The organism is Aeromonas oralensis (assembly GCF_049665575.1).
Taxonomy (GTDB): domain Bacteria; phylum Pseudomonadota; class Gammaproteobacteria; order Enterobacterales; family Aeromonadaceae; genus Aeromonas; species Aeromonas hydrophila.
The window spans coordinates 3,098,335-3,121,421 of record NZ_CP187186.1 but is presented as its reverse complement, the minus strand read 5'-3'; the positions used below and the strand labels follow the sequence as shown (position 1 = coordinate 3,121,421).

Below are 23,087 nucleotides of genomic sequence, written 5' to 3'. Positions count from 1 at the left end.
GCAGGTTGGCAATGATGATGAAGCAATACCTGCAAGTGACCAAGCCGGGCATCATCTTCGGTAACCTCATCTCGGTTATCGGAGGATTCCTGCTGGCCTCCAAGGGGAGCCTGGATGTGCCCCTGTTCATTCTGACCATGGCTGGTGTATCACTGGTGGTCGCCTCCGGTTGCGTGTTCAACAACTACATCGACCGGGACATCGACTGCATCATGGAGCGCACCAAGAACCGTGCTCTGGTGAAGGGTCTGATCGCCCCCGGCGTATCGCTCTGGTACGCCACCGCGCTCGGCATTGCGGGCATTGCACTGCTCTACTTTGCGGCCAATCCGTTGGCCGCCTTGCTGGCGGTGCTGGGCTTCATTGTCTATGTGGGGGTCTACAGCCTCTACATGAAGCGTCACTCGGTCTACGGCACCCTGGTCGGCAGCCTCTCCGGCGCGGCGCCGCCGGTCATCGGCTACTGCGCGGTGAGCGGTCAGTTCGACTCGGGCGCCTTGATCCTGCTGGCGATCTTCAGCCTGTGGCAGATGCCGCACTCCTATGCGATCGCCATTTTCCGCTTCAAGGATTACCAGGCGGCCAACATCCCGGTGTTGCCGGTGGTGAAGGGGATCCCGGTGGCCAAGCTGCACATCACCCTCTACATCCTGGCCTTCATGGTGCCGACCCTGATGCTGTTCCTCGGCGGTTACGCCGGCTACAAGTATCTGGTAGTGGCCACCGCGGTCAGCGTCTGGTGGCTGGGGATGGCGCTGTCTGGCTACAAGGCGGCGGTGGATGACTCCCTCTGGGCACGCAAGCTGTTCATGTTCTCCATCGTCACCATCACTTGCCTCAGCGTGATGATGTCGGTGGACTTCCAGCCGGAGGCCGAGCCTGCGGTGCTGGTGAGCATGCTGCCCTAAGGTGCATACCTGTCATGCTCCGTGTTGTGATGCGACGCGGGAAAATCAGTAGAATCCAGAGCCGGGAACCTTCCCGGCTCTGTTATTATGGGGCCGCCCCGTCGGGCACTTTTCCCTTGTGTCGGGTGTGGCATGGCGTGTGTCGGCCACCCCTTGAGTCTTCCTTTTCCCTGACCTATCGAGGCCATCATGAATGATTTCACCATGACGAGGGGCGAGCGCCGTGCCACCTGGGCGCTCGGCTCCGTCTTCTCGTTGCGCATGCTCGGCATGTTTATGGTGCTGCCGGTGCTGACCACCTACGGCATGTCGCTGGCGGGGGCCTCCGAGGCGCTCATCGGCCTGGCCATCGGCATCTACGGCATGACCCAGGCGCTGTTCCAGATCCCGTTCGGCCTGCTCTCCGACAAGGTGGGCCGCAAGCCCCTCATCGTCGGCGGACTGCTGATGTTTGCCCTCGGCAGCGTGATCGCGGCGCTGACCCACTCCATCTGGGGGGTGATCCTCGGCCGCGCCCTGCAGGGCAGCGGCGCCATCTCCGCCGCCGTGATGGCGCTCTTGTCGGATCTCACCCGCGAGCAGAACCGCACCAAGGCGATGGCCTTCATCGGGGTGAGCTTTGGCATCACCTTCGCCATCGCCATGGTGACCGGCCCCCTCATCACCCATGCGCTGGGGCTCTCCGGCCTGTTCTGGCTGATCGCCCTGCTGGCGCTGGGAGGCATCGCCGTCACTCTCTGGCTGGTGCCGACTCCGAGCGGCCACCTGCTCAATCGCGAGTCCGGCATGGTGAAGGGGGGAATGCGCACCGTGCTGACCAACCCGCGCCTGCTCAAGCTCAACTTCGGCATCCTCTGCGTGCACACCCTGCTGATGTCGAGCTTCGTGGCGCTGCCGCCGCTGCTGGAGCGTGCCGGCTTGCCCCGCGACAGCCAGTGGCAGGCTTATCTGGTCACCATGCTGATCGCCTTCGTCAGCGTGGTGCCGTTCATCATCTATGCCGAGAAGCGCAGAAAGATGAAGCGGGTGTTCCAGATCTGCGTGCTGGTGATGCTCGTCGCCGAGCTGGTGCTCTGGCAAAGCGGCCTGCAGCTGTGGGGCCTGCTCGCCGGCCTGCAGATCTTCTTCATCGGTTTCAACGTGATGGAGGCGCTGCTGCCCTCTCTTATCAGCAAGGAGTCGCCCCCCGGCTACAAGGGCACCGCCATGGGGATCTACTCCACCAGCCAGTTCATCGGGGTGGCCATCGGTGGCAGCCTCGGCGGCCTGCTCTACAGCCTGGGCGGCGGCGCCCTGGTGTTTGGCGGTTGCGCCGCGCTGGCTCTGGTCTGGCTCGGGGTCAGCCTGACCATGGCCGAGCCCCCTATGTGAGCAGCCTGCGCATCGTGCTGCCGGAAGGGGTGGCGGCCGACACTGCGCTCGAGCAGAAGATCCGCGCCTGCGACGGGGTGAGCGACGTGCTGCTGGCCGCCTCGGAGCGCTCCGTCTATGTGAAGGTGGACAGCAAGCGCCTGAGCCGGCGCGATCTGGAGTCGCTGGTCGCCGCCTGAAGACGCTTGCCTACATGAAAAAGCCCGCCAATTCGGCGGGCTTTTTATTGGGCCGTATTCAGCTGGATTGTGCTCAGCTGGGTCGTGCTCCGTCAGTCAGCCAGGCAGCGCTGCTCGGCGGGCAGGCTTGCAGCATCCCCCAACAGCAGGGTGCTGAGGGCCGCCTGGGCGCAGCGGGAGCTGCTGAGCTGGCCATGCTGGTTGCTCTGCGCCACCTGCACCATTCGCGCGGCGCTGCCAAAGGCGGCCTGCATCTGGCGGGCACCGGCGAAGGGGGTATTGGGATCGTACTCGGCGCCGAGCACCAGGGCCCTGGCATCATCCGGCAGCTTTATCTCGCCGGCGCCGTAGCTGGCGATGGGCTGGCGCGGATAAGGCCAGTCGGCGCAGGTGTTGAAGCTGTTGGCCAGCAGCAGGGCGCCGGCCCCCTGGAAGGCGGCATCTTCCGGGTCCAGCGTTTGCCAGCCATAGGGCTCGCTGTTGTCGGTGCAGTGGATGGCGCTGAAGAAGGGCATCTCCAGCAGCGTTGAATAGGGGTTTTCGTCGGCCTGCTCCTTGGCGAGGCGGGCCAGCAGGGGGCCGGCATCGTCCTGCTGCCAGAAGGCGAGCTGATCGTCGCGCTGGCTGCCGCTGATGGCATCGCTCATCACCGCTTCCCAGTGGTCGCGGTCGAGCACATTGCCCTGGTTGTCCACATAGCGGCCGTCGTCACGCACCTGGCGGGTCACCGCCATGCTGCGCTGCAGCGCCTGATCCCCGAAGCGCCAGGCCAGGATGCGGTTGGCATTCTCGGCGTCGCCACGGAAGATGGCCGGGTAGCGGTTCTCGGCGGGGGACATCGGCGAGTCGACCACCAGATTGGCCACGTGGCTCGGGTAGCGGGCGGTATAGAGGGCGGCCAGGCGAGTGCCGTAGGAGAAGGTGATGGGGGTGATCCGCTCGCGCCCCAGGTGCTGGCGCAGGCGCTCCATGTCCTCGACCACGGCCCGCGAGCCCAGGTGCGGCGCATGCAGCCGCAGCGGCTCGTCGCAGCGCTCCAGCAGGGCCGTGCTGAAGGCCTTGCCCTGATCCGCACTGCTCTGGAGCGCCGGCAAGGCGCCCTTGTCCCGGCTGGCGAACAGCTGGGCGAGCTGCGCCGGGCTCATGTCTGGCCGCACGCCTTGCTTGTCGGTCAGCAGGCAGCTGCGCAGTTCGTGGCCGAGGGCGCTGTAACCGGCCCCGCGGGGATCCAGGGTGACGATGTCGTAATGCTCAAGGATGGCGGGGTTGGCGCTGCGCAGCAGGTCGAGCAGAAGGCCAAGATCCGGGGTGGCCGAGGTGGGGCCGCCCGGGTTGTAGAACAGGGTGCCGCGATAGTCGCCAGTGGCGCGATAGTGCAGATAGAAGATATCCAGGGTGTCGCCCTTGACCGTGCGGGTCTCCTGTTTGATATGGGGGCGGACGGGTTTATCCGACCAGGAGGAGAAGCGGGGACTGTTGTCGGCGAAGAGGGAACTGTCGGCGCGTGCAGCGGAGCGCTTCTCCCACTTGGTCTCCTTGATCTGGACCCACTCCTTGTCGTAATCGAGCGGCACCGTCAGGTAGTGGCAACTGACCTGACTGGCGGGAATGGCGATGCCGTCCTCCTGCCAGCCCTGGCGCAGCTGTTGGCAGACCTGGCCGGCGTCATAGCCGGTGCGAATATGGCGAGCCTGGAAGGGCTCTTCTTTCTTTTCCAGATTGCAGCCTGCCAGCAATGCCGGTGCCAGCAGGGTCATGAGCAGCGAGTATTTCATTGTCTATTTCCATTTATCTAGCCTGAACCCCGAAATAGTACGGGGAGGGGCCGACCGGATGGCAGCCGGAAGTTGTATGGAAATATTGCAAGGTGTGTCGATTTACATATTTCTGGTGATATTTGGTGGTCTCGTTGATCTATTTGAAAATAATGACCGGCAACGCGCACCGTTATTTTATTTCGGATCAATAACGGCGGCGCAACCGGTCGCTGCTGGGCAGATGTTGGCGTTACGCGGGCGCGCGCCAGAACGGCTTGTCCCCCAGCACGGTGGCCCTGTGCATCACTCGCCTGGCCGGCAGATAGTCGGCGTTGGCGTAATGCTGGGTGACCCGGTTGTCCCAGATGGCGATGTCGTGCTCCCGCCAGCGCCAGCGCACCTGATACTCGGGCTTGGTGACATGGCGAAACAGGAAGGTGAGCAGCGCCTCGCTCTCTTGCGCCGGCAAATCGGGCAGGCGGGTGGTGAAGCCTTCATTGACGAACAGTGCCTGCCGACCGCTCAAGGGGTGGGTGCGGATGACAGGGTGGCGCAGCGGCGGGTGACGTGCCGCTGCCTCCTGCCAGTGCTGGTATTCGGCCGGGCTGGCATTGTGGCGATGGGCCGGGAACGATTTGGTAAAGTCGTGCTCGGCTTCCAGCCCCGTCAGCAACTGCTGCAGACGGGGGAGAGTCCCTCGAAGGCGGCGATGCCGCTGGCCCACAGGGTATCGCCCCCCACCGGCGGCAGCTGCTTGGCGGCCAGAATGGCCAGCGCCGGCGGCGTCTCGATGAAGGTGACGTCGGTGTGCCAGTTGTCGTTGTCCGGCGGGTTGTCGTCGTGGGTGTCGAGCACGATGATCTCCTCGGCCTCCGGCGCGTGGGGATAGACGGGGTGAATGTGCAGATCGCCGAAGCGGTTGGCCAGCGCCCGCTGCTGGCGGGGGTTGATGGGCTGATCCCGAAAGAACAGCACCTGATGGGTCAGCAGGGCCTGCTGCAACTGCGCGAACTGGCCCTCATCGAGCGGCCCGGCCAGGCTGATGCCGCTGACCTCGGCGCCGATGTGGGGGCCGAGGGGGGTGATTTGCAGGGAATTGCTCATAGTCCTTCTCCATGCCACGGCGTCAGGCGACGCTGCAGCGCACGTAAACCAAGTTCCAGAGTGAAGGCGATCAGGGCGATCACCAGAATGCCCGCCAGCACCACGTCGGTGGCAAGAAATTCGCCGGCGGCTTGAACCATGAAGCCCACACCGCGGGTGGCGGCGATGAGCTCGGCCGCCACCAGGGTGGACCAGCCGACCCCGAGCCCGATGCGCAGCCCGGTGAGAATGTCCGGCAGGGCGCCGGGCACGATGACGTACCACAGTACCTGCCAGCGGTTGGCGCCGAGCGCCCGGGCGGCCCGCAGCCGCACCTGCTTGGCGCCCTGCACCCCCGCCAGGGTGGCCATGGCGACCGGCGCGAAGATGGCCAGATAGATGAGCAGCACCTTGGAGGTTTCGCCGATGCCAAACCAGATCACCATGAGTGGCAGGTAGGCAAGGGGCGGCACCGGCCGGTAGAGCTCGATCAGCGGGTCGAGCATGCCGCGCAGGGTGGGGCTGAGCCCCATGGCAATCCCCACCGTTACCCCGAAAAAGGCCGCAGCTATCAGGGCTATCAGGATGCGCTGCAAGCTGGCCGCGAGATGCTGCCACAGGGTGGCATCCATGAAGCCCTGCGGCCCGGCGAGGGTGGCAAATTGCTGCAGCACCTGGGCGGGAGAGGGCAGAAACAGCGGGCTTATCAGCCCGAGCCTGGCCACCAGCCACCAGAGTGCCAGGAGGGCACAGAGGGTCAGCAGGCTCACCCCAAGCCGGCGTGGCAGCGGCCAGCGCAGGCGTATCCGGCGGGCAGGGTCGAGCGGGCGGGAGAGGGTGAGGCTCATGCAAACACCTCCCGCTCGGCAAAGACCCGCTCCAGCACGTACTCGCGCCGCGCGATGAAGGCGGGATCTGACTTGATGCTGCGGCAGGGCTCGCCGGCGGCGAAGCGGCGGCCGAAGTCCAGGGTCAGCCGCTCCATGACTCGCCCCGGCGCCGGGGAGAGCAGCACCAGCTCGGTGGCCATGAACACCGCCTCCTCGATGTCGTGAGTGATGAGCAGCACCTGCCGGCGCAGCTCGTGCCACAGACGCAGCAGCAGGGTCTGCATCTGCTCGCGGGTAAAGGCGTCGAGGGCGCCGAAGGGCTCGTCAAGCAGCAGCAGTTGCGGCTGGGTGGCCAGCGCCCGGGCGATGCCGACCCGCTGGCGTTGACCGCCGGAGAGCTGCCAGACCGGCTTGGCGTGGGCCTCCTCCAGCCCCACCTTGCGCAGCATGGCCAGCGCGCTGGCCTCGCGTTCGCGGCGCGGCACGCCGGCCAGCTGCAGGCCGAAGGCAACGTTGTCCAGCACGTTGCGCCAGGGCAGCAGGCCATCGTGCTGAAACACCACCCCTCGCTCGGCGCCGGGGCCGCTCACCGGCCGCCCCTGCAGAGTGATGGTGCCTTCCTGGGCGCTCTGAAAACCGGCGATGAGGTTGAGCAAGGTGGTCTTGCCGCAGCCGGAGGGGCCGAGCACCACCATCAGCTCGCCTGCATCCAGGGTCAGGTTGATGTTGTCGAGGACTCTGCGCCCGGCGTAATCGGCACAAAGGTGAGTGAGCTGCAGCATGCATGCCTCCTTGTGATGCGGGGTCAGCGGGCGTGAGCCTTGACGAAGCGGTCGGTCACGTAGGCGCGATAATCGCTGCCGGCACTCTGCACCTTGCCTTGCTCCTTGAGAAAGCGGCTGGTGTCCACCAGGGTCTGGTTCACCAGTTCCCCCAGCTCGGCGCTCTGCTGGCTGGCGCTCAGGTAGGTGTTGCCCCTGACCAGCGCGGGCACGTCGCTGGCAGGCTCGCCGCTTAGTTTGGCCAGCTTGGCGAGGTTGTCCGGCTTGGTCAGCCAGCCGTCGGGGTTGGCCAGGTAGTCGCGCTGGGCCGCCAGGGTGCTGTCGACGAAGGCCTGCACCAGCTCGGGATGGGCCTTGGCGAACTCCTTGCGCACCACCCAGACATCCAGGGTGGGGGCTCCCCACTCGCCCACCTGGGCCGAGTCGGTCAGTACCTTGCCGCCCTTGGTCAGCTCGTTGAGGGCTGGCGCCCAGACATAGGCGCCATCGATGTCACCCCGCTGCCAGGCGGCGATGATGGCCGGCGGCTGCAGGTTGACGATCTGCAGGCTGGCCGGATCCACTCCCCAGTGCCGCAGCGCGGCCAGCAGGCTGTAGTGGGTGGTGGAGGTAAAGGGCACGGCGATGCGCTTGCCGCTGAGCGCCGTGGCGGAGGTGAGCTCGGGCTTGACCACCAGCGCTTCCGAGTTGCCGAGCTTGGAGGCGAGCAGGAACACCTCGATGGGCACTTGCTGGTTGGCGGCCACCGCCAGCGGGCTGGAACCGATGTTGCCGATCTGCACGTCGCCGGAGGCGAGCGCCCGCACCACGCTGGCGCCGCTGTCAAACTTGAGCCACTTCACCGTGGCGCCGCTGGTGCGGGCAAAGGTGTCGTCGGCCTGGGCCACCTTGGCCGGTTCGGCAGAGGTCTGGTAGGCCACCGTGACTTCCACGGCCTTGGCTTGCAGGCTGAGCAGGGCGAGCGCCGCCAGCCAGAGGGAATGTCCTTTTCCTGTCATGATATTGCTCCATCGGGGGAATGAAGCGGCAGTTTTCCCATTTATCGGGGCGCTGAGGAAAGACCGAAAATATATGGTTGATGAGATATGGTTCTTAGAAAAAGAACGGCAACCCAATCCGTTTATTCATATATCTCAATATGGCAAGTCGATATTTGGTGGCTGGCAATGAGTGCTGAAAATATCGGCAAGCCTATTCGGATATGGCAATGCTTGCCCATTTATTGAATATCGAACCGGTTTGGCTTATTGGGCGGATAAAATAAAACCCGCCGGTTGGGCGGGTTGGTTTGGGTCAGGTGACGGCGGTGCTGCAAGAGGCGCGCTGGCCATGGGCGGGCGAGAGCGGCCCACCCGGAATCAACGCTCCAGCAGGGGGCGGAGCGGTAGCTCCAGAGCCCGTAGGTGCGCAGAGCATCGCGGTAGATGCCGAGCAGCTCGCTGTCGCTCACCTTGGCAAGCTCGGAGAGCGGCTTGTCGGGATAGCTGACGCTGTCTATCCGGATCCCGGCCGGCCCGCTCTGCCAGCAGGCGATCTCAATCAATGTCTGGCCCCGGCGCACATGGCTGGCGGAGCTCACCAGGGTGGCGTACTCGATCTGGTGGCGGGCGAGGGCATAGCCGCTATAGAGGGCGTTCTCCACCGTACTGGTGGCGTAGTTCTCCTCGATGATGCGGGAGCGGTCGATCCCCTTTTTCACCAGCCAGTCCGCCATCAGCTTGCCCTCGGTCTGACGGTGTTGGGGCACACCGCCGGTCAGGATGATGAGGGCCGCCGGGTTGGCCTTGGCCAGCGCCCGGGTGGTTTCCAGCCGGCCCAGCAGGATGTCGTGCATGGAGCCGTCGGGATTGAGGGCATAACCCAGGGTGACGATGGCCCGGTTGCCCGACTTGGGTGAGCGCTCACCCTGCTCCTTGAGCGGGGTGGCGACGACGCGATCGACCGTGTCGAAGATGCGCTGCAGATCGGCGGCGCGGCCGGGATTGAGAGTCGCCAGCTTGCTCTGATAGCCCTTGGCGGCGGCCTCGTTGTGCTTGAAGGTCTGCCAGGTGGCGAGGTAGCTCAGCAGGTCGATGTCATCGGGCGCGGTACTGAGGGCCTGCTCGAACAGGCCGATGGCCTTGTCCACGTTGCCGTTGTAGATCTGGGCGTTGGCCGCCGAGATGAGCAGGTCGGTGCGATAGGGCTCGAGCTGGTAGGCCTGCAGCAGCAGTTCGGTCACCTGCTCCATGTTGCTCGGCATCTTGGCGGTGAAGCCAGCGGTGGAGATGCGGGCGGGGGATTTGAAGATCTGCCAGGCATCTGCCAGCAGCTGATCCACCACCTGGCGCTTGCTGATGTACTGGTCGTAATTCTGCTCCTTTTGCAGGGAGCGTACCGGGGCAGCCCAGGCATTGCTGGAGACACACACTGGCAGCGCCAACAGGCTGGCCAGCGTCAGGGCAATCGCGGTTCTTTTCATCATGATGGCGTTCCACCGAAGGTTGATGGCACCAGGCCATTCCAGGACCATGGGGCTTTTTCAATAAAAACATAAACTTGGTGATTGGTCAGTGTACCGCGTCGTGGCGTGAAAAAACGTGAACCGCTTCGGTTATCCGGGGAAGGGGGGCGCCTGCCCTATTCGGGGGGAGCGAAATGTGCTTTCCCTGTGGGTTTGCTCAGTTGTGGCGCAATCCTGCCGCGTTTTGGGTAAAGCTCAGCGCTGCCGTGAAAAAGTTGGCGGGGCCAATCGTTTTACTGCTTTTTCTGTGACGGCGATCACTGTACCATCGCCGCCCGACCTGCCACCCGGCCGCAGCTTCCCTGCGACGGCGCTGGCGTCACCCGATACTCGCCGTCACCCGGAACGTGAATGACCCCAGGATGGGACCCGCCACTAACCTGTAGGTTTGTGGTCTGCGTGTCGCGGGGTCGGCACCTCTCCCGCCCGCTCCCTGCGATGCCTGTCTGCAGACTTGCCGTATGAAATTCCTCTCTTCATAGGTGCAAGATGACGCTGTTATTGAGTCTGGTCGGTATGCTGGCCCTGATGTTTATCGCCTGGCTGGCCAGTGAAAACCGCCGTGCCATCCGCTGGCGGACCGTGCTGGGGGCGCTCGCCCTGCAAACCGGCTTTGCCGCCCTGGTGCTCTACTTCCCCCCCGGTCAAATCATGCTCGGCGCCATGAGCAACGGCGTCTCCGCCCTGCTCGGCTTTGCCGACAGCGGCATCCGCTTCGTGTTTGGCGATCTGGCCAGCAACGGCTTCATCTTCGCCGTGCGGGTGCTGCCGCTGGTGATCTTCATCAGCGCGCTGATCGCCGTGCTCTATCACTTCGGCATCATGCAGTGGGTGATCCGGGTGCTGGGGGGCGGCATTCACCGCCTGCTCGGCTCCAGCCGCGCCGAATCCCTGGTGGCCACCGGCAACATCTTCCTCTCGCAGGGGGAATCGCCGCTGCTGATCCGCCCCTTCCTCGCCGGCATGACCCGCTCCGAGCTGTTTGCGGTGATGACCTGCGGCATGGCCTCGGTGGCGGGCTCGGTGCTGGGCGGTTACGCCGGTCTGGGTGTGGATCTGAAGTACCTCATTGCCGCCTCCTTTATGGCGGCGCCGGGTGGCCTGCTGATGGCCAAACTGCTGGTGCCGGAGCAGCAGCAGGTGAGCGATCAGACCGAGATCACCCTCGACAAGAGCGACTACAGCAACGCCATCGACGCACTGGCGGGCGGCGCCATGGGCGGCATGAAGATCGCGGTGGCCATTGGCACCATACTGCTGGCCTTTGTCAGCGTCATCACCATGATCAACGCCGGTCTCACCACCGTCGGCGAGTGGTTCGGCTGGGCTGATCTCTCCCTGCAGCAAGTGCTGGGTTACCTGTTTGCCCCGGTGGCCTGGCTCATCGGCGTGCCCGCCAGCGAGATGATGGCGGCAGGGTCCTTGATTGGTCAGAAGGTGATCATGAACGAGTTCGTCGCCTACCTGGACTTTGCCAACATCAAGCAGGATCTCAGCGCCCACACCCAGATCATCATCACCTTCGCCCTCTGCGGTTTTGCCAACCTGGGCTCCATCGCGGTGCAGCTCGGTTCCATCGGCACCATGGCGCCTGAGCGCCGCCACGACGTGGCGAGCCTCGGCTTCAAGGCGGTGCTGGCGGCGACCCTGGCCAACCTGATGAGCGCGACCCTGGCGGGGCTGTTCGCCTCCCTCGGCTAAGCGACCCTTGCCCCCATGTACACCCCGTCTCGCCACTGGCGCGGCGGGGTGTCGTCCATCTGGCGCCAGCCACTGACGCCTCGGCACGGCGTGGGCTCGACAGGGGCGGGCTCAGGCGGTAGCGTGATGGCGCGCGGCCAGTCCGCGCCCGTTCAGGCATTCATATAACAAGGAATCACACCATGACCCGTCTCTCGCGCGCATTGGCGCTCTCCCTGCTGCTGGCCGGCGCCGCGCCGGCGTTTGCCGCCGCCACCTATACCTCGGATCTGCTGCTGTCAGCGGACTTCAAGGCCCCCTGGGCCAAGGCGACTCAGGGCATCAAGAACCTGCCCAAGTGGGTGCGTAGCGGCAATGGCACCAGCTCCCCGCTCGAAGCCGTGGCCGGCACCCCCTATCAGAGCGGTTCGGTCTGCAAACCTCACGACTGCGCCAGCCACTACATGCAGCTGCTGGTGGATGCCAAGGCCAAGCGGGTGTGGGGCGTGCTGATCGACCTGCCAGATAGCGACGCCGCCCGCGAAACCCCGTCCAAGTTTGCCCGCTACACCTGGTTGGGCCAGCCGGACAAGGGGATGCAGGCCGCCCTGATGAAGCAGGTTGAGGCCGACCCCAACTGGCAGTAAGCATCAAAAAGCAAAAACCTCTGCCCAGGCAGAGGTTTTTTTATGGCGAAGGAGTGATGGGGCAAGGTGCTAGCGGCTCAGGATCCGCACCGAGCGGATGCGATTGTTGAAGTCGGTCGCCTCCTGCTCGCCACCCTTGCGGGTGTAGTAGCCGCCGCGAAAGTCGGTCTCCTCGAAAAAGCGCACCACCCAGCCAGCCGGCACGGTGAAGGAGGAGATGCGGTTGGCAAAGCCGTAGCGACCGAGATCCGCAATATCCCGGTCGATGCGCAGGGACTCGCCGCTCTGATGGGCGCCGTCGAACACCAGCAGGACGCCGGCGTCGTCCCCTTCGTCCAATCGGGTTGTCAGGCAGCTCGCCTTGGCCGCCTCGCAAAACAGGCTGTTGTTGCCTTGGCCCTGCTGGCAGCGGCGGCTCACCTTCTGGCGCGCCAGCCACTCGCTGCGCCCCGCATCGGCATAGACGCTGTTGAAGGGGGTCAGGGTACAGACGTGGATACGCCCGCCGCCATTGCTTTGGCCGTTCACCACGATCTGGGGATTGATAAGGATATCGGCGCGGACCGCTGTGCTCAGGGTCAACAGCGCCAGCAGGACAAACAGCTTGTTCATGGATGAGATCTTGCCAGTTCAAGGGGCGGCAAGGATTGCCGAGACGCAGCCTCGATGCAAGAGAGAGCGGCGCCCGCAGCGACACTCCTTGCCCGCCATCGACGAAAAGATGCAGGGTCCAAAGCAGAACACCGGCACAAGGCCGGTGTTCTGAACAGCATGGCGGCGGGCCCGACGGGCGCGCGGTCAGGGCCGTTTAGGCGTAGAAAGCCTCAACGGTGCCCTTGACAGTGATCAGCATGGGGTTGCCGTAGCGATCCTTGGCCTTGGGGGAGGGGATCTTCACCCAACCTTCGCTGATGCAGTACTCCTCGACATTGGTGCGCACCTTGCCGTTCACGCGAATGCCGATCTCGTGCTGGAAGCACTCCGCCACATGGTGCGGGCTGCGCGGGTTGGCCGCCAGGCGGTCGGGCAGGGCCGGTTTGTTGTCGCTCATTTTATTTACCTGAGAGTTATAAAAAGTGGGTCATTGTAGGCAATGCCCGTCATGGGCTCAAGGCTGGTGGCACGCAACTTCACCTTCACTTCACCGAGCGGGGTTAGGGTAGGCTCACGTTTTCAGTTGGAGCTTTATCCTATGCCCACCATAGTTACCCACGCCGCCGTCCCTCTCTGCCTTGGACTCGGGCTTGGCAGCCGGATTATCCCGCCGCGCCTGCTGCTGGCTGGGGTCGCCATCGCCATGCTGCCCGATGCCGATGTGCTCGCCTTCAAACTGGGGGTCGCCTACGGCCATGTCTTTGGCCACCGCGGCTTTACCCACTCATTGCTGTTTGCCTTTGCCCTGCCTACCTTGGCCATGTTGTTTCACCGCCAATTTCGGGCCAGCGCCGCCACCGTCTGGTCGTTTCTGCTGGTCTCTCTGCTCTCCCACAGCCTGCTCGATTCCCTCACCACCGGCGGCAAGGGGGTTGGCTGGCTCTGGCCGTGGCGTGACGAGCGTTTCTTCGCCCCCTGGCAGGTGATCCGGGTCGCCCCCTTCAAGCTGGAGGCCTACCTCACCGCCCGAGGTGAGGCGGTGATCCTCTCCGAGCTCTGCTGGGTCTGGCTGCCGGGGGTTGTATTGATGCTGGTGTTGATGGGATGGCGGATGTGGGGCAGGGGGGGACATTGGTGAGGTTGGGAATAGTTGTTGGATATATTGTGGCGGAGAAAAAATAAAAACGTGGACACACCATCTCTGGTGTTCTGGTTATGCAGAGTTTTGTTTAGAAAGATAGGTGCCCTGAATTTTCGCTTTCTCGGGTGTTCTAGGAGTATTTTTTCAGTTAATGCCATATTAATAGATGAGGAATGGAATACAAAAACTACCGTACACAACCTTAATTACGTAAATCAGCTCATAGGAAAAATATCATGCGTTGCGCATTCCTCTTGAATGATTTGTTAGGAGGTTTTTATAAGCGCTCTGTTATCGCAACTAAGTTATCAATATCAGCCTTTTTAGGTATCTTTAACGTGTTACCATGAACTAAATGATTTCGCTTATCCGCCGTTTGCATCAGAAAATCTACATCATTGGCACTTATAAAGCCCAACGTGTGAAGCTCTCTTATTAAAAATTTGCCTACTATTGGTCTTCTATTTGTAGTCGTAGCTAATTGCTGTAACTTTTTCCGACCAACTTTCTCGAAATCTATCCACGCTGTAATAAAACAAGTAAAACCAGAAACAAACATATATTCCTCGTTGCTGATTTGTGGTAAATGACCAACAACAGAGTGAATCATGTCACTTCGTAAATCAAAAAGGTCAAACTCAAGATCTTTAGCAACCCAAACACCTGCTTTTTCCAACCCAAACTTTGATTTTAAGGAAAGCATTTTTTGTTGCAACTGAGGAGGAGCACCTTTGTACTTATCGTTTAATACAAAGTAAAATTTTTTAACAGGGCATAACTCATTCCATTTATTTATCAATCCCTCAAGATTAGTTTCAAGTTTATTTACTGCATTGTTGATGTTTTTTTCAATATTTGAAGGTGCATAAACTTGGAAATAAGTATTTTCACTTTCTATCCAACCATCATTTTTACGGTCACCAATGTTCCCGTATGGTCTTACAGGTTGAAAATCACGGTGTTTATAGCTCATTATTTTTGAGAAAAGATCCTCAAATCTTTGACCATCTGCTTCATGAATTTGCAGATGGAACATATTTCTAGCAATAGCTAAAGAAACATCATTCATTATTAACTTACTCTATTCGCCTAGTAATAGTTAGCTAGAGTGATCTACTAATCCGATAGCAAAGCCTTCTGTATAGCTTCGCCAAATTATCATTGCAGCAGTGAGAAAGTATTTTTAAATCATTTCGCTACCATCATTTTATGGAGCTGAATAAAAAACTTGGACACCCATCTATTGTGTTTTGGTTATGAAACGTCTTTCTCAAAAAGATGGGTGGCCATACTTCATTTTTTGCTCGACGTAAAGCACTGGTATACAACTGCAATATGTGCACTTTTCCCTGTTCCCCAATCACAGGGTTCGCGATTATATGTGGTATAAAACAGTACACCACCATTGGGCATATCTTGTGATGGTTTCATAACAGTTAAACCATCTTCTGTTCCCCCACATATACTCAGGGCACTTACGTATCCTACACATTCTCCTTGTGGGGGAAACTGGCAATCCTCAGCTTTCCAAGAATATCTATTATCTGCTCGTTTAACTTCATTAACGCTAAAATACTTTCTACATTCAGTTGTGAATGAAAATGGTAGTTTGGGGGTGTCGGCATAAGCATTAGTAAATGCCGATAAGAGGGTTGAACAAATAATAAGCTTAAGTTTCATTAGGTGCTCTCTATGTTTTGTTATTAAAGTTGTTCTCATGCTGTAAATGACAATCTCGAATGTTGGGCTAAAAATCGTAGATTGGTGCTTCACGAAGTGAAGCCAAACATTTACCGCGAATATATCTGAAAATCTGCTTTACGGTTCTGCCACATCCATATTTATCCCGCACTGGTTGGCGCAATAATGCTCGCCTGTTGGGCTTTGCTACACGCTGCGCCAACTTACAAAAAACCACGCTACCGCCCCTGAGTGACAGCTCCCAGTTTGCTGCTGTTAACCTGCGAGATAGCAACAATCGCTGTCATGGCGTTCTTCCGAGAGGTTGATTGTCATTCGAGTATCTTAAGGGGGCGGGTGCGTGTTGAGAAGCGTGTTTTGTCGGGAATCTGTGTTGGATCAATAAATTAGTCATTAAGGCGAGACCTCTTGTCCAGGCCGCGAGGCAGGACGCCGAGCGAGCAGCGTTGGGCCATGGACGGCCCATCGGCGCGTGCCGTTGGACAAGAGGGTGAGCCGAAGGTACCCGACGTCAGTCGGGCGAATAAGCGGAGGAGAAGACTTTTGGTGTGATTTGCTAAAGAGAGCGGGTCTTTCCAAAGTCACTCGCCCAGGCCCGAAGGGCGGGCGAAACCCCGTCGAGGGCGGCGCCCTCATGTCCTGCGTGGCGAAGCCGCGCCATAGCATCAGCATCAATTCCGCGAACGTCTGATTACGCTTCGCTAATCAGACCTACAAGGGTGGCACCAACCAGGGATGGTGGATAACAAAAGGGGGGCGTTTGGCCCCCCCCTTGCTTGTCATGGGGGTGGGCGTTTGACTGAACGCTTAGCGCAGGGTCGCGGCCTTCATCCCTTCCACAAACTCCTTCAGACGAGTGAGCATATGCTCCGGGTTCTGGTGGTGGGTCTCGATGATCTTCACCACGGCGGAGCCGGAGATGGCACCGGCGGCGCCAGCGGCGATGGCCTCACGCACCTGAGCCGGTTCGCTGATGCCAAAGCCGAGCAGGGCAGGGGGCGCCTTGAACTCGCGCAGGGTGTTGATGAGACCTTCCACCGGCATGCCGGCCTTGGTCTCGGCACCGGTCACACCGGCACGGCTCACCAGATAGGTGTAACCATTGCCGAGCTCCGCCACCTGTTTCAGGGTCTCGGCGTCGCCATTGGGCGGGGCGATAAAGATGCTGTCGATACCGAACCTGTCGGCGGCCGCCTTGTAGGGGGCGCACATCTGCACCGGCACGTCGGCGACCAGCACCGAGTCCACGCCCGCCTGCTGGCACTTCTCGTAGAAGCCGTCAATTTTGCGCACATAGACCAGATTGGCGTAGACCAGCAGGCCAATGGGCAGCTGCGGGTACTTGGCGCGGATGCGGCCAAGCAGATCGAAACAGTCGTCCGGGGTGGTGTGGCTGGCAAACGCCCGCAGGGCGGCCCCCTGAATGGTGGGGCCGTCCGCCACCGGATCGGAGAAGGGAATGCCGAGTTCGAGGGCATCGGCGCCCCCTTCCACCAGCGCATCGACGATGGCCAGTGACAATTCGGGGGTGGGGTCACCCAGCATCACGAACGGCACAAAGGCGCCCTGATTGGCCTCGTCCAGACGGGAGAAGAGTTGTGCGTAACGGTTCATGACAAGGTTCCTTCTTTTTCAAAGATGTCAGCGACGGTGAAGATATCTTTGTCGCCACGGCCGGAGAGGTTGACGATGAGCACCTGCTCTTTCTCCGGTTCACTGCGGGCCATCTTGAGGGCGTGGGCCAGCGCGTGGGAGGACTCCAGCGCTGGTATGATGCCTTCGGATTTGGCCAGCTCCTGGAAGGCGTCCAGCGCCTCCTTGTCGGTCACCGAGGGGTACTCGGCGCGGCCGATGGCAGCCAGATGGGCGTGCTGCGGGCCGACGGAGGGGAAATCCAGCCCAGCCGAGACGGAGTAGGACTCCTGAATTTGGCCCTGATTATCCTGCATCAGATAGGAGTGCATGCCAAAGAAGACCCCCTTGCTGCCGTGACCCAGCGGCGCACCGTGCTCGCCGCTCTCGATACCGTGACCACCCGGCTCGACGCCGATGAGACGCACCGACGGCTCATCGATAAAGTCGGCAAACATGCCGATGGCGTTCGAGCCGCCGCCGACGCAGGCGATCACCGCATCGGGCAGCCGCTCTTCCTTCTCGAAGCACTGGGCCTTGGCCTCTTCGCCGATCATCTTCTGGAACTCCCGCACGATGGTGGGGAAGGGGTGCGGGCCAGCGGCGGTGCCGAGCAGGTAGTGGGCCGATTCGTAGTTGGCGGCCCAGTCGCGCAGCGCCTCGTTGCAGGCATCTTTGAGGGTGCTGGAGCCGGAGTGCACCGGAATGACGGTGGCGCCCATCAGCTTCATGCGAAAGACGTTCGGTTTCTGGCGTTCGCAATCCTTGGCCCCCATATAGACCCGGCACTTGAGGCCGAGCAGGGCACAGGCCAGCGCAGTCGCCACGCCATGCTGACCGGCGCCGGTCTCGGCGATGATCTCGTTCTTGCCCATCCGCTTGGCCAGCAGCGCCTGCCCCAGCACCTGGTTGGTCTTGTGGGCGCCGCCGTGCAGCAGATCTTCACGCTTCAGATAGAGACGAGTTTTGGTGCCCTTGGTCAGATTGCGAGTCAGGGTGAGCGGGGTCGGGCGACCGGCATACTCGGTCAGCAGGGACTGAAATTCGGCGATAAAGGCCGGATCATCCTTGGCATCGACAAAGGCTTTCTCCAGCTGGAGCAGGGCCGGGATAAGGATTTGGGGCACATACATGCCACCAAATTCACCGAAAAACGGGTTGAGCAGGGTCATAGACTATTCCTTGTATTTATAGGCTTAAGCGATTCATTCATTTGGTGCATGCGTTGAGCGGGTTCGCAGCGCTTTTTCACAGTTGGCGCAGTGCGCCGAAGGCGGCTGCAATCTTGTGCGCATCCTTCTGGCCCGGGGCACTCTCTACCCCGGAGTTGAAATCAAGGCCGAGGCAGCCCACTTGCGCCGCCTGCAGGGCGTTGTCGGGATTAAGGCCGCCCGCCAGCATCAGCTTGGCTTTATCGAGATTGGCCAGCATGGCCCAGTCAAATGCCTGACCGGTACCGCCGCTCTGGCTGCCGACCGCAGTTTTCACGACAGTATCGAGCAGCAGCCGATCGGCCGGGTAGTCGAGGGCGGGCAGCGGCTCGCCACTTGTGACTCCAACTGCCTTCCAGATCTGGCAGCCAGCCGGCAGCAGCGCGCGCAGTCCCTCGATATAGGCAGCATCTTCATCCCCGTGTAGCTGTACTGCGGCGAGCCCCAGCGCCTCCACCGTCTTGACGAGGGTGGCGGGCTGGGCGTTGCGAAATACCCCGACGTAAGAGAGCGGCGCGCCCGCCATCACGGCGCGGGCGGCGGGAATGTCCACATAGCGCGGGCTTTTGGCCACAAAGATAAGACCCCCGAACACCGCACCCGCCTGATGGGCGGCGGCGGCATCCTCGGCGCGGGTGAGGCCGCACACCTTGTTCTGGCCCAGTACCAGCTTGCGCACCGCAGCCTCCAGATCCGGCTCGGCCATCAGGGATGAGCCCACCAGAAAGCCCTTGGCGTGGTGGCGCAGATCCGCCACCTGAGCGCGGTGGTTGATGCCGGATTCGCTGATCACCACCCGATCGCTCGGGATATCTTTGGCCAGCTGTTTGGTGCGGTTCAGATCGACGCTCAAATCGCGCAGATCCCGGTTGTTGATGCCAATCACCGGCGCGCCCAGCGCGATGGCGCGGGTCAGCTCTTCTTCGTTGCTCACCTCGGTCAGCACGCCAAGGCCCAGCTCCTTGGCCACCGCGAACAGGGCGCGATAGCCCTCGTCGGTGAGCACCGAGAGCATCAGCAGGATGGCGTCCGCCTGATAGTGGCGGGCCAGATAGATCTGATAGGGGTCAATCATGAAATCCTTGCAGAGCACCGGCTGGCTGACGCGACCGCGCACCCGCGGCAGGAAGGCGAAATCCCCCTGAAAGAACTTCTCGTCGGTCAGCACCGAGATGGCGGTGGCGTATTTGCCATAGATATCGGCGATCGCCTCCGGGCTGAAATCGTCGCGGATCAAGCCCTTGGAGGGGGAGGCCTTCTTGCACTCCAGAATAAAGCGGGTGGAGCCCGCCTTGAGCGCCCCGACAAAATCCCGATCGCTGGGGGTAAGCGCGCTCTGGAAGCTCTCCAGCGGCTGGGCCAGCTTGCGGGCGGCAACCCACTCCTGCTTGGCCGCCACGATCTTGCCGAGAATGGTCTGGCTGATGGAGGCCATGTTCAGAAAAGCATGGGGGGCAATAAGGTCTGACATCTCGTTATCCTTGCGAAACTGGCTCTTGCCCTGTGGGCGTTCTGAATGACTGCTGTGCAATGTGGTGGCTGACATCATGCCTCCTGATGGCCCGCTTCCTGATGGCTCAAAGTGGCGAGCCGGGCGGCCAGATCCGCTGCCTTGCCGCTCGCCAGCACCGCCAGCACCTGGGCCGCCGCGCTCTTGAGATCCTTCGCCTTGCCCGCCATCAGCAGCAGTGGCGCCACATTGGCGGCAATGGCGGCGTTGTGGGCCGGGGTGCCACGCCCTTCCAGAATGGCGGCGGTGATGGCGCTGTTCTCTTCCGGTTCCCCGCCCTGAATGGCGCTGACCGGATAGGTATCGAGGCCAAAGTCAGCCGGGGTGAGCAGAAATTCGCGGATCTCGCCGTCACGGATCTGGGCCACCTGGGTCGGGCCGTGGATGGCAATCTCGTCGAGCCCGGCGCCGTGCACCACCATACCGGTTTTCAGCCCCAGTGCCAGCAGGGTTTCTGCGATGGGGCGCACCAGCTCGGGGGCATAGACCCCCATCAGCTGATAGGTGGGGCGAGCGGGGTTGATAAGCGGCCCCAGCACGTTGAACAGGGTGCGGGTCTTGAGGGCTTGGCGCACCGGCATGGCGTGGCGCACCCCGGCGTGGTACTGGGGGGCGAACAGGAAGCAGATGCCGAGCTCGTCCAGGCAGCGGCGCGCCTGCGCCGGGCTCATGTCGAGCTTGATGCCCATTTTGTCCAGCAGATCGCTCGAACCCGACTTGCTCGAGACCGAGCGGTTGCCGTGCTTGGCCACTTTCAGGCCGCAGGCGGCAGCGACCAGCGCCGAGGTGGTGGAGACGTTGATGGTGTTGAGGCCATCGCCACCGGTGCCGACGATGTCGCAGAACTCATAGTCCGGACGCGGGAAGTCGCGCGCTTCCGCCAAGAGGGCCTCGGCGGCGCCGGCGATCTCCTCCGGGGTCTCCCCCTTGATCTTGAGAGCGGTCAAGAGACTGGCGAGCACGATGGGATCCACTTCGCCACGTACCACCTGGCCGAAGGCGTCGCGGGTACTTTCACGGCTCAGAGACTGACCCTGATAGAGGGTGTTGAGATGATGATGCATGTTGGTCTCCTTACCGCACACTGCTTTCTGGACGGGTGATATGGGCGAGCGCCTGAGTCAGCAGACGGGCCCCTTCCGAAGTCATGATGGATTCCGGGTGGAACTGGAAACCCAGCACCCGCTCATCCTGCTGCTCGATGGCCATGGGCATGCCCTGATAGTGGGCAATCACCGTCAGCTCTTCCGGTACATAAGTGGCGACCAGCGAGTGGTAGCGGGCCACCGGCAAGGGGCTTTGCAGCCCCGCGAAGGCGCCGTGGCCGTTGTGCTCAATCAGGGAGCGTTTGCCGTGGACGATCTCGCCCGCGGCGCCGACGGTGCCGCCGTAGGCTTCGCACAGGGCCTGATGGCCTAGACAGATACCGAGGATGGGCACCTGACCACGGGCCAGCTTGATGAGGTCGATGAGGCAACCCGCCTCGTGGGGGGCGCCCGGCCCCGGCGAGAGCACCAGCACGGCATCCCCTTCGCAGGCGGCGATTTCGCTCATGATGCGGCTCGCCGGCAGGCTGTTGCGGTAGATCCGCACCGGATAGCCGAGGGAGCGGAACTGATCGACGAGGTTGTAGGTAAACGAATCGAAGTTGTCGAGCAGAAAGATGTTAGTCATGGCTCACGTCCTTATGTTGCTCCTGCTGGGCGCTCAGGGCTTGCAGGGAGGTGCCATGGCTGGCTGCGATGGCGGCCAGCACGGCGGCCGCCTTGGCGCGGGTTTCGTCCGCCTCGGCCTGGGGTTTGGAGTCATAGACCACCCCGGCGCCGGCCTGCACGTGGGCCACGCCCTCTTTGACAAAAGCGGAGCGGATCACGATGCAGGTATCCATCTCGCCGGCGCCGTTGATGTAGCCGACCGCGCCGCCGTAGCTGCCGCGGCGCTTGCCTTCCACCATGCGAATCAGCTCGCTGGCGCGGATCTTGGGGGCGCCGGTGAGGGTGCCCATGTTCATGCAGGCCTGATAGGCGTGCAGGGCGTCAAGGTCGGCGCGCAAGGTGCCGACCACCTTGGAGACCAGGTGCATCACGTGGCTGTAGCGATCCACTTTCAGCAGCTCCTTGACGTAGCGGGTACCGGGCTCCGAGATGCGGGCGATATCGTTGCGGCCCAGATCCACCAGCATCAGGTGTTCGGCCACCTCTTTTTCGTCTTGACGCAGTTCCAGCTCGATGCGGCCGTCGAGATCCCGGTTGATGCTGCCATCGGGGTTGAAGCCGCGGCGGCGGGTGCCGGCGATGGGGTACATCTCCACGTCGCGGCTGGTGGCGCAGAATTTCACCGCGCTCTCCGGCGAGGCTCCAAACAGGGTGAAGCCCTCATCCTGCACATAGAACATGTAGGGGCTGGGGTTGGTCTGTTTGAGGCGGCGATAGGCGGCGACGGGGCTGGGGCAGGGCAGGGAGAAGCAGCGGGACGGCACCACCTGGAAGATGTCACCGCGGCGAATGAAGCCCTTGAGCTTCTCCACCTCGGCGCAGAACTGCTTGTCGCTCTTGTCCACGCTGATGCCGCCACTCAGGGCTGGCGTGACCGGCTCCTGTTGCGGTGCCTGCTGGCAGGCTTGCTTGAACCGGGCGAGACGCTCGCTCAGGCGGTGGTATCTGTCCTCTACCCGGCTCTCGTCGCTGTCGCCGCCAAAGATGCAGGCAATCAGCTGGGTGGTGCGCGCGATATGGTCGATGGTGATCAGGGTTTCGGCCACGTAGAAGCAGTAGTCGGGGCAGTCGTTGCTCCCCTGTGGCACCTCGGGCAGCTCTTCAAAAGAGGCGATGAGGTCGTAGGCAAAGCTGCCCGCCATAAACAGCGCCTCTTTGCCGAGCTGGCAATCGAGCTCCCGCTGCAGGGTGCGCAGCACGTCCAGCACGCTGATCCCCTTGAGGCGGCTATCTTCATCCTGCTCCCGATCGGAGGCCGGGAAGTCGAGCTGCAGCTCGCCGGCCACCAGGCTCTGGATTACGGCGGCGGGCAGGCGCTCGGTCAGCAGGCTCTGCAACTGGGCGCCGTTGTCATTGAGGCTGCGCACCCGCACGGTGCGGCCGCGGCACTCGATGCGCAGGCAGGCATCGACCAGCAGCAGGCTCTGTTTGCCCGCTTTGGAGTCGATCTCGACCGATTCCAGCAGCAGGGTGTTGGGGCGCTCCTGACAAAACTCGCTGTAGAGTGCCAGCGGATCGGCCACATAGGGGGCGTTGAGTTTGAGGGTATCGAATTCACCCAGAGGAAGGCGGTGCGTGGCTGTCATAGTGCGTTCCCTTGCGTGTGATGCGTGTTACCGATGTTCATGACGTCTAATACCTTGAAAAAGTGCCTTGAAAATGAGGTGGGTTCTGGCGGTTTCAGCAGGGGCGCCATCGCCTGGTCATTACGCTTGTCTGAATTCTCGGTTTCATCACAGCTCCATTTGCCGGATAATAAAAAAGCCCGCTGGGGTCAGCGGGCTTTTTCTTTGGGTTCTTAATTTGCTGTCAGTTTACAGGTACAGCAACGACCACACGCCCG

18 protein-coding genes and 3 pseudogenes are annotated in these 23,087 nt (G+C 61.7%); 5 read left to right on the top strand and 16 right to left on the bottom strand.

Annotated elements, in window-relative coordinates:
• Nucleotides 1–11: 11 nt before the first annotated feature.
• Nucleotides 12–908, top strand: a complete 897-nt coding sequence (gene cyoE / locus ACPDZI_RS14480) for a heme o synthase (protein ID WP_005302932.1) — start codon at nucleotides 12–14, stop codon at nucleotides 906–908.
• A 189-nt stretch (nucleotides 909–1,097) separates the two neighbouring features.
• A pseudogene (locus ACPDZI_RS14475) lies at nucleotides 1,098–2,458 on the top strand (MFS transporter).
• A 92-nt stretch (nucleotides 2,459–2,550) separates the two neighbouring features.
• Here the strand turns inward: ACPDZI_RS14475 and ACPDZI_RS14470 are convergent.
• The 6 genes and pseudogenes from ACPDZI_RS14470 to ACPDZI_RS14445 all read right to left on the bottom strand — a co-directional run.
• Complete coding sequence (locus tag ACPDZI_RS14470) at nucleotides 2,551–4,233, bottom strand: alpha/beta hydrolase (protein WP_438833366.1); 1,683 nt, start codon at nucleotides 4,231–4,233, stop codon at nucleotides 2,551–2,553.
• Between the two features lie 232 nt (nucleotides 4,234–4,465).
• Nucleotides 4,466–5,319: pseudogene (tauD, locus tag ACPDZI_RS14465) on the bottom strand (taurine dioxygenase).
• The gene (gene tauC, locus ACPDZI_RS14460) at nucleotides 5,316–6,146 is read right to left on the bottom strand and encodes a taurine ABC transporter permease TauC (protein WP_438833365.1); all 831 of its coding nucleotides are present in this window, start codon (nucleotides 6,144–6,146) and stop codon (nucleotides 5,316–5,318) included. Before tauC ends, tauD begins: the two are co-directional and overlap by 4 nt.
• Nucleotides 6,143–6,910, bottom strand: a complete 768-nt coding sequence (gene tauB, locus ACPDZI_RS14455) for a taurine ABC transporter ATP-binding subunit (RefSeq protein WP_438833364.1) — start codon at nucleotides 6,908–6,910, stop codon at nucleotides 6,143–6,145. Before tauB ends, tauC begins: the two co-directional genes overlap by 4 nt.
• A gap of 23 nt (nucleotides 6,911–6,933) precedes the next feature.
• Complete coding sequence (gene tauA, locus ACPDZI_RS14450) at nucleotides 6,934–7,908, bottom strand: taurine ABC transporter substrate-binding protein (protein ID WP_438833363.1); 975 nt, start codon at nucleotides 7,906–7,908, stop codon at nucleotides 6,934–6,936.
• Nucleotides 7,909–8,282: 374 nt separating this feature from the next.
• A pseudogene (locus tag ACPDZI_RS14445) lies at nucleotides 8,283–9,422 on the bottom strand (ElyC/SanA/YdcF family protein); the annotation flags it as partial.
• Between the two features lie 480 nt (nucleotides 9,423–9,902).
• Here ACPDZI_RS14445 and ACPDZI_RS14440 point away from each other — a divergent pair.
• Both ACPDZI_RS14440 and ACPDZI_RS14435 read left to right on the top strand, forming a co-directional pair.
• On the top strand, nucleotides 9,903–11,114 hold the full coding sequence (locus ACPDZI_RS14440; RefSeq protein ID WP_438833362.1) for a NupC/NupG family nucleoside CNT transporter: 1,212 nt from the start codon (nucleotides 9,903–9,905) through the stop codon (nucleotides 11,112–11,114).
• A 182-nt stretch (nucleotides 11,115–11,296) separates the two neighbouring features.
• Nucleotides 11,297–11,740: an inhibitor of vertebrate lysozyme family protein gene (locus ACPDZI_RS14435; protein ID WP_043159737.1), complete on the top strand. Its 444-nt coding sequence runs from the start codon at nucleotides 11,297–11,299 to the stop codon at nucleotides 11,738–11,740.
• Between the two features lie 69 nt (nucleotides 11,741–11,809).
• On the opposite strand, the gene ACPDZI_RS14430 is transcribed toward ACPDZI_RS14435, so the two are convergent.
• Together ACPDZI_RS14430 and ACPDZI_RS14425 are read right to left on the bottom strand one after the other, a co-directional pair.
• Entirely contained in the window at nucleotides 11,810–12,352 is a 543-nt protein-coding gene (locus ACPDZI_RS14430) for a beta/gamma crystallin-related protein (RefSeq protein WP_438833361.1), read from the bottom strand.
• A 196-nt stretch (nucleotides 12,353–12,548) separates the two neighbouring features.
• Nucleotides 12,549–12,791: a DUF3297 family protein gene (locus ACPDZI_RS14425; RefSeq protein WP_411640407.1), complete on the bottom strand. Its 243-nt coding sequence runs from the start codon at nucleotides 12,789–12,791 to the stop codon at nucleotides 12,549–12,551.
• A gap of 141 nt (nucleotides 12,792–12,932) precedes the next feature.
• Here ACPDZI_RS14425 and ACPDZI_RS14420 point away from each other — a divergent pair, with 141 nt between their 5' ends.
• On the top strand, nucleotides 12,933–13,472 hold the full coding sequence (locus ACPDZI_RS14420) for a metal-dependent hydrolase (protein WP_438833360.1): 540 nt from the start codon (nucleotides 12,933–12,935) through the stop codon (nucleotides 13,470–13,472).
• A gap of 280 nt (nucleotides 13,473–13,752) precedes the next feature.
• Here ACPDZI_RS14420 and ACPDZI_RS14415 read toward each other — a convergent pair whose 3' ends face one another.
• The 8 genes from ACPDZI_RS14415 to ACPDZI_RS14380 form a co-directional block, all read right to left on the bottom strand.
• Complete coding sequence (locus ACPDZI_RS14415) at nucleotides 13,753–14,544, bottom strand: hypothetical protein (protein WP_438833359.1); 792 nt, start codon at nucleotides 14,542–14,544, stop codon at nucleotides 13,753–13,755.
• Between the two features lie 224 nt (nucleotides 14,545–14,768).
• Nucleotides 14,769–15,155: a hypothetical protein gene (locus ACPDZI_RS14410; RefSeq protein ID WP_438833358.1), complete on the bottom strand. Its 387-nt coding sequence runs from the start codon at nucleotides 15,153–15,155 to the stop codon at nucleotides 14,769–14,771.
• A gap of 828 nt (nucleotides 15,156–15,983) precedes the next feature.
• Nucleotides 15,984–16,790: a tryptophan synthase subunit alpha gene (gene trpA, locus ACPDZI_RS14405; RefSeq protein WP_438833357.1), complete on the bottom strand. Its 807-nt coding sequence runs from the start codon at nucleotides 16,788–16,790 to the stop codon at nucleotides 15,984–15,986.
• Nucleotides 16,787–17,980: a tryptophan synthase subunit beta gene (gene trpB / locus ACPDZI_RS14400; protein ID WP_005338139.1), complete on the bottom strand. Its 1,194-nt coding sequence runs from the start codon at nucleotides 17,978–17,980 to the stop codon at nucleotides 16,787–16,789. The genes trpA and trpB overlap by 4 nt, the downstream gene beginning before the upstream one ends.
• A gap of 76 nt (nucleotides 17,981–18,056) precedes the next feature.
• Nucleotides 18,057–19,565, bottom strand: coding sequence for a bifunctional indole-3-glycerol-phosphate synthase TrpC/phosphoribosylanthranilate isomerase TrpF (gene trpCF / locus ACPDZI_RS14395; RefSeq protein ID WP_438833356.1), 1,509 nt, complete (start codon nucleotides 19,563–19,565; stop codon nucleotides 18,057–18,059).
• Nucleotides 19,565–20,593 (bottom strand): anthranilate phosphoribosyltransferase, encoded by a 1,029-nt coding sequence (gene trpD, locus ACPDZI_RS14390; protein WP_438833355.1) that lies wholly within the window; start codon nucleotides 20,591–20,593, stop codon nucleotides 19,565–19,567. The genes trpCF and trpD overlap by 1 nt, the downstream gene beginning before the upstream one ends.
• 10 nt (nucleotides 20,594–20,603) lie before the next feature.
• Nucleotides 20,604–21,203, bottom strand: a complete 600-nt coding sequence (locus tag ACPDZI_RS14385) for an aminodeoxychorismate/anthranilate synthase component II (protein ID WP_016351382.1) — start codon at nucleotides 21,201–21,203, stop codon at nucleotides 20,604–20,606.
• Nucleotides 21,196–22,830 carry an anthranilate synthase component 1 gene (locus tag ACPDZI_RS14380; RefSeq protein WP_438833354.1) on the bottom strand — a complete coding sequence of 545 codons (1,635 nt, stop codon included), beginning with the start codon at nucleotides 22,828–22,830 and terminating at the stop codon, nucleotides 21,196–21,198. Before ACPDZI_RS14380 ends, ACPDZI_RS14385 begins: the two co-directional genes overlap by 8 nt.
• Nucleotides 22,831–23,087 lie beyond the last annotated feature (257 nt).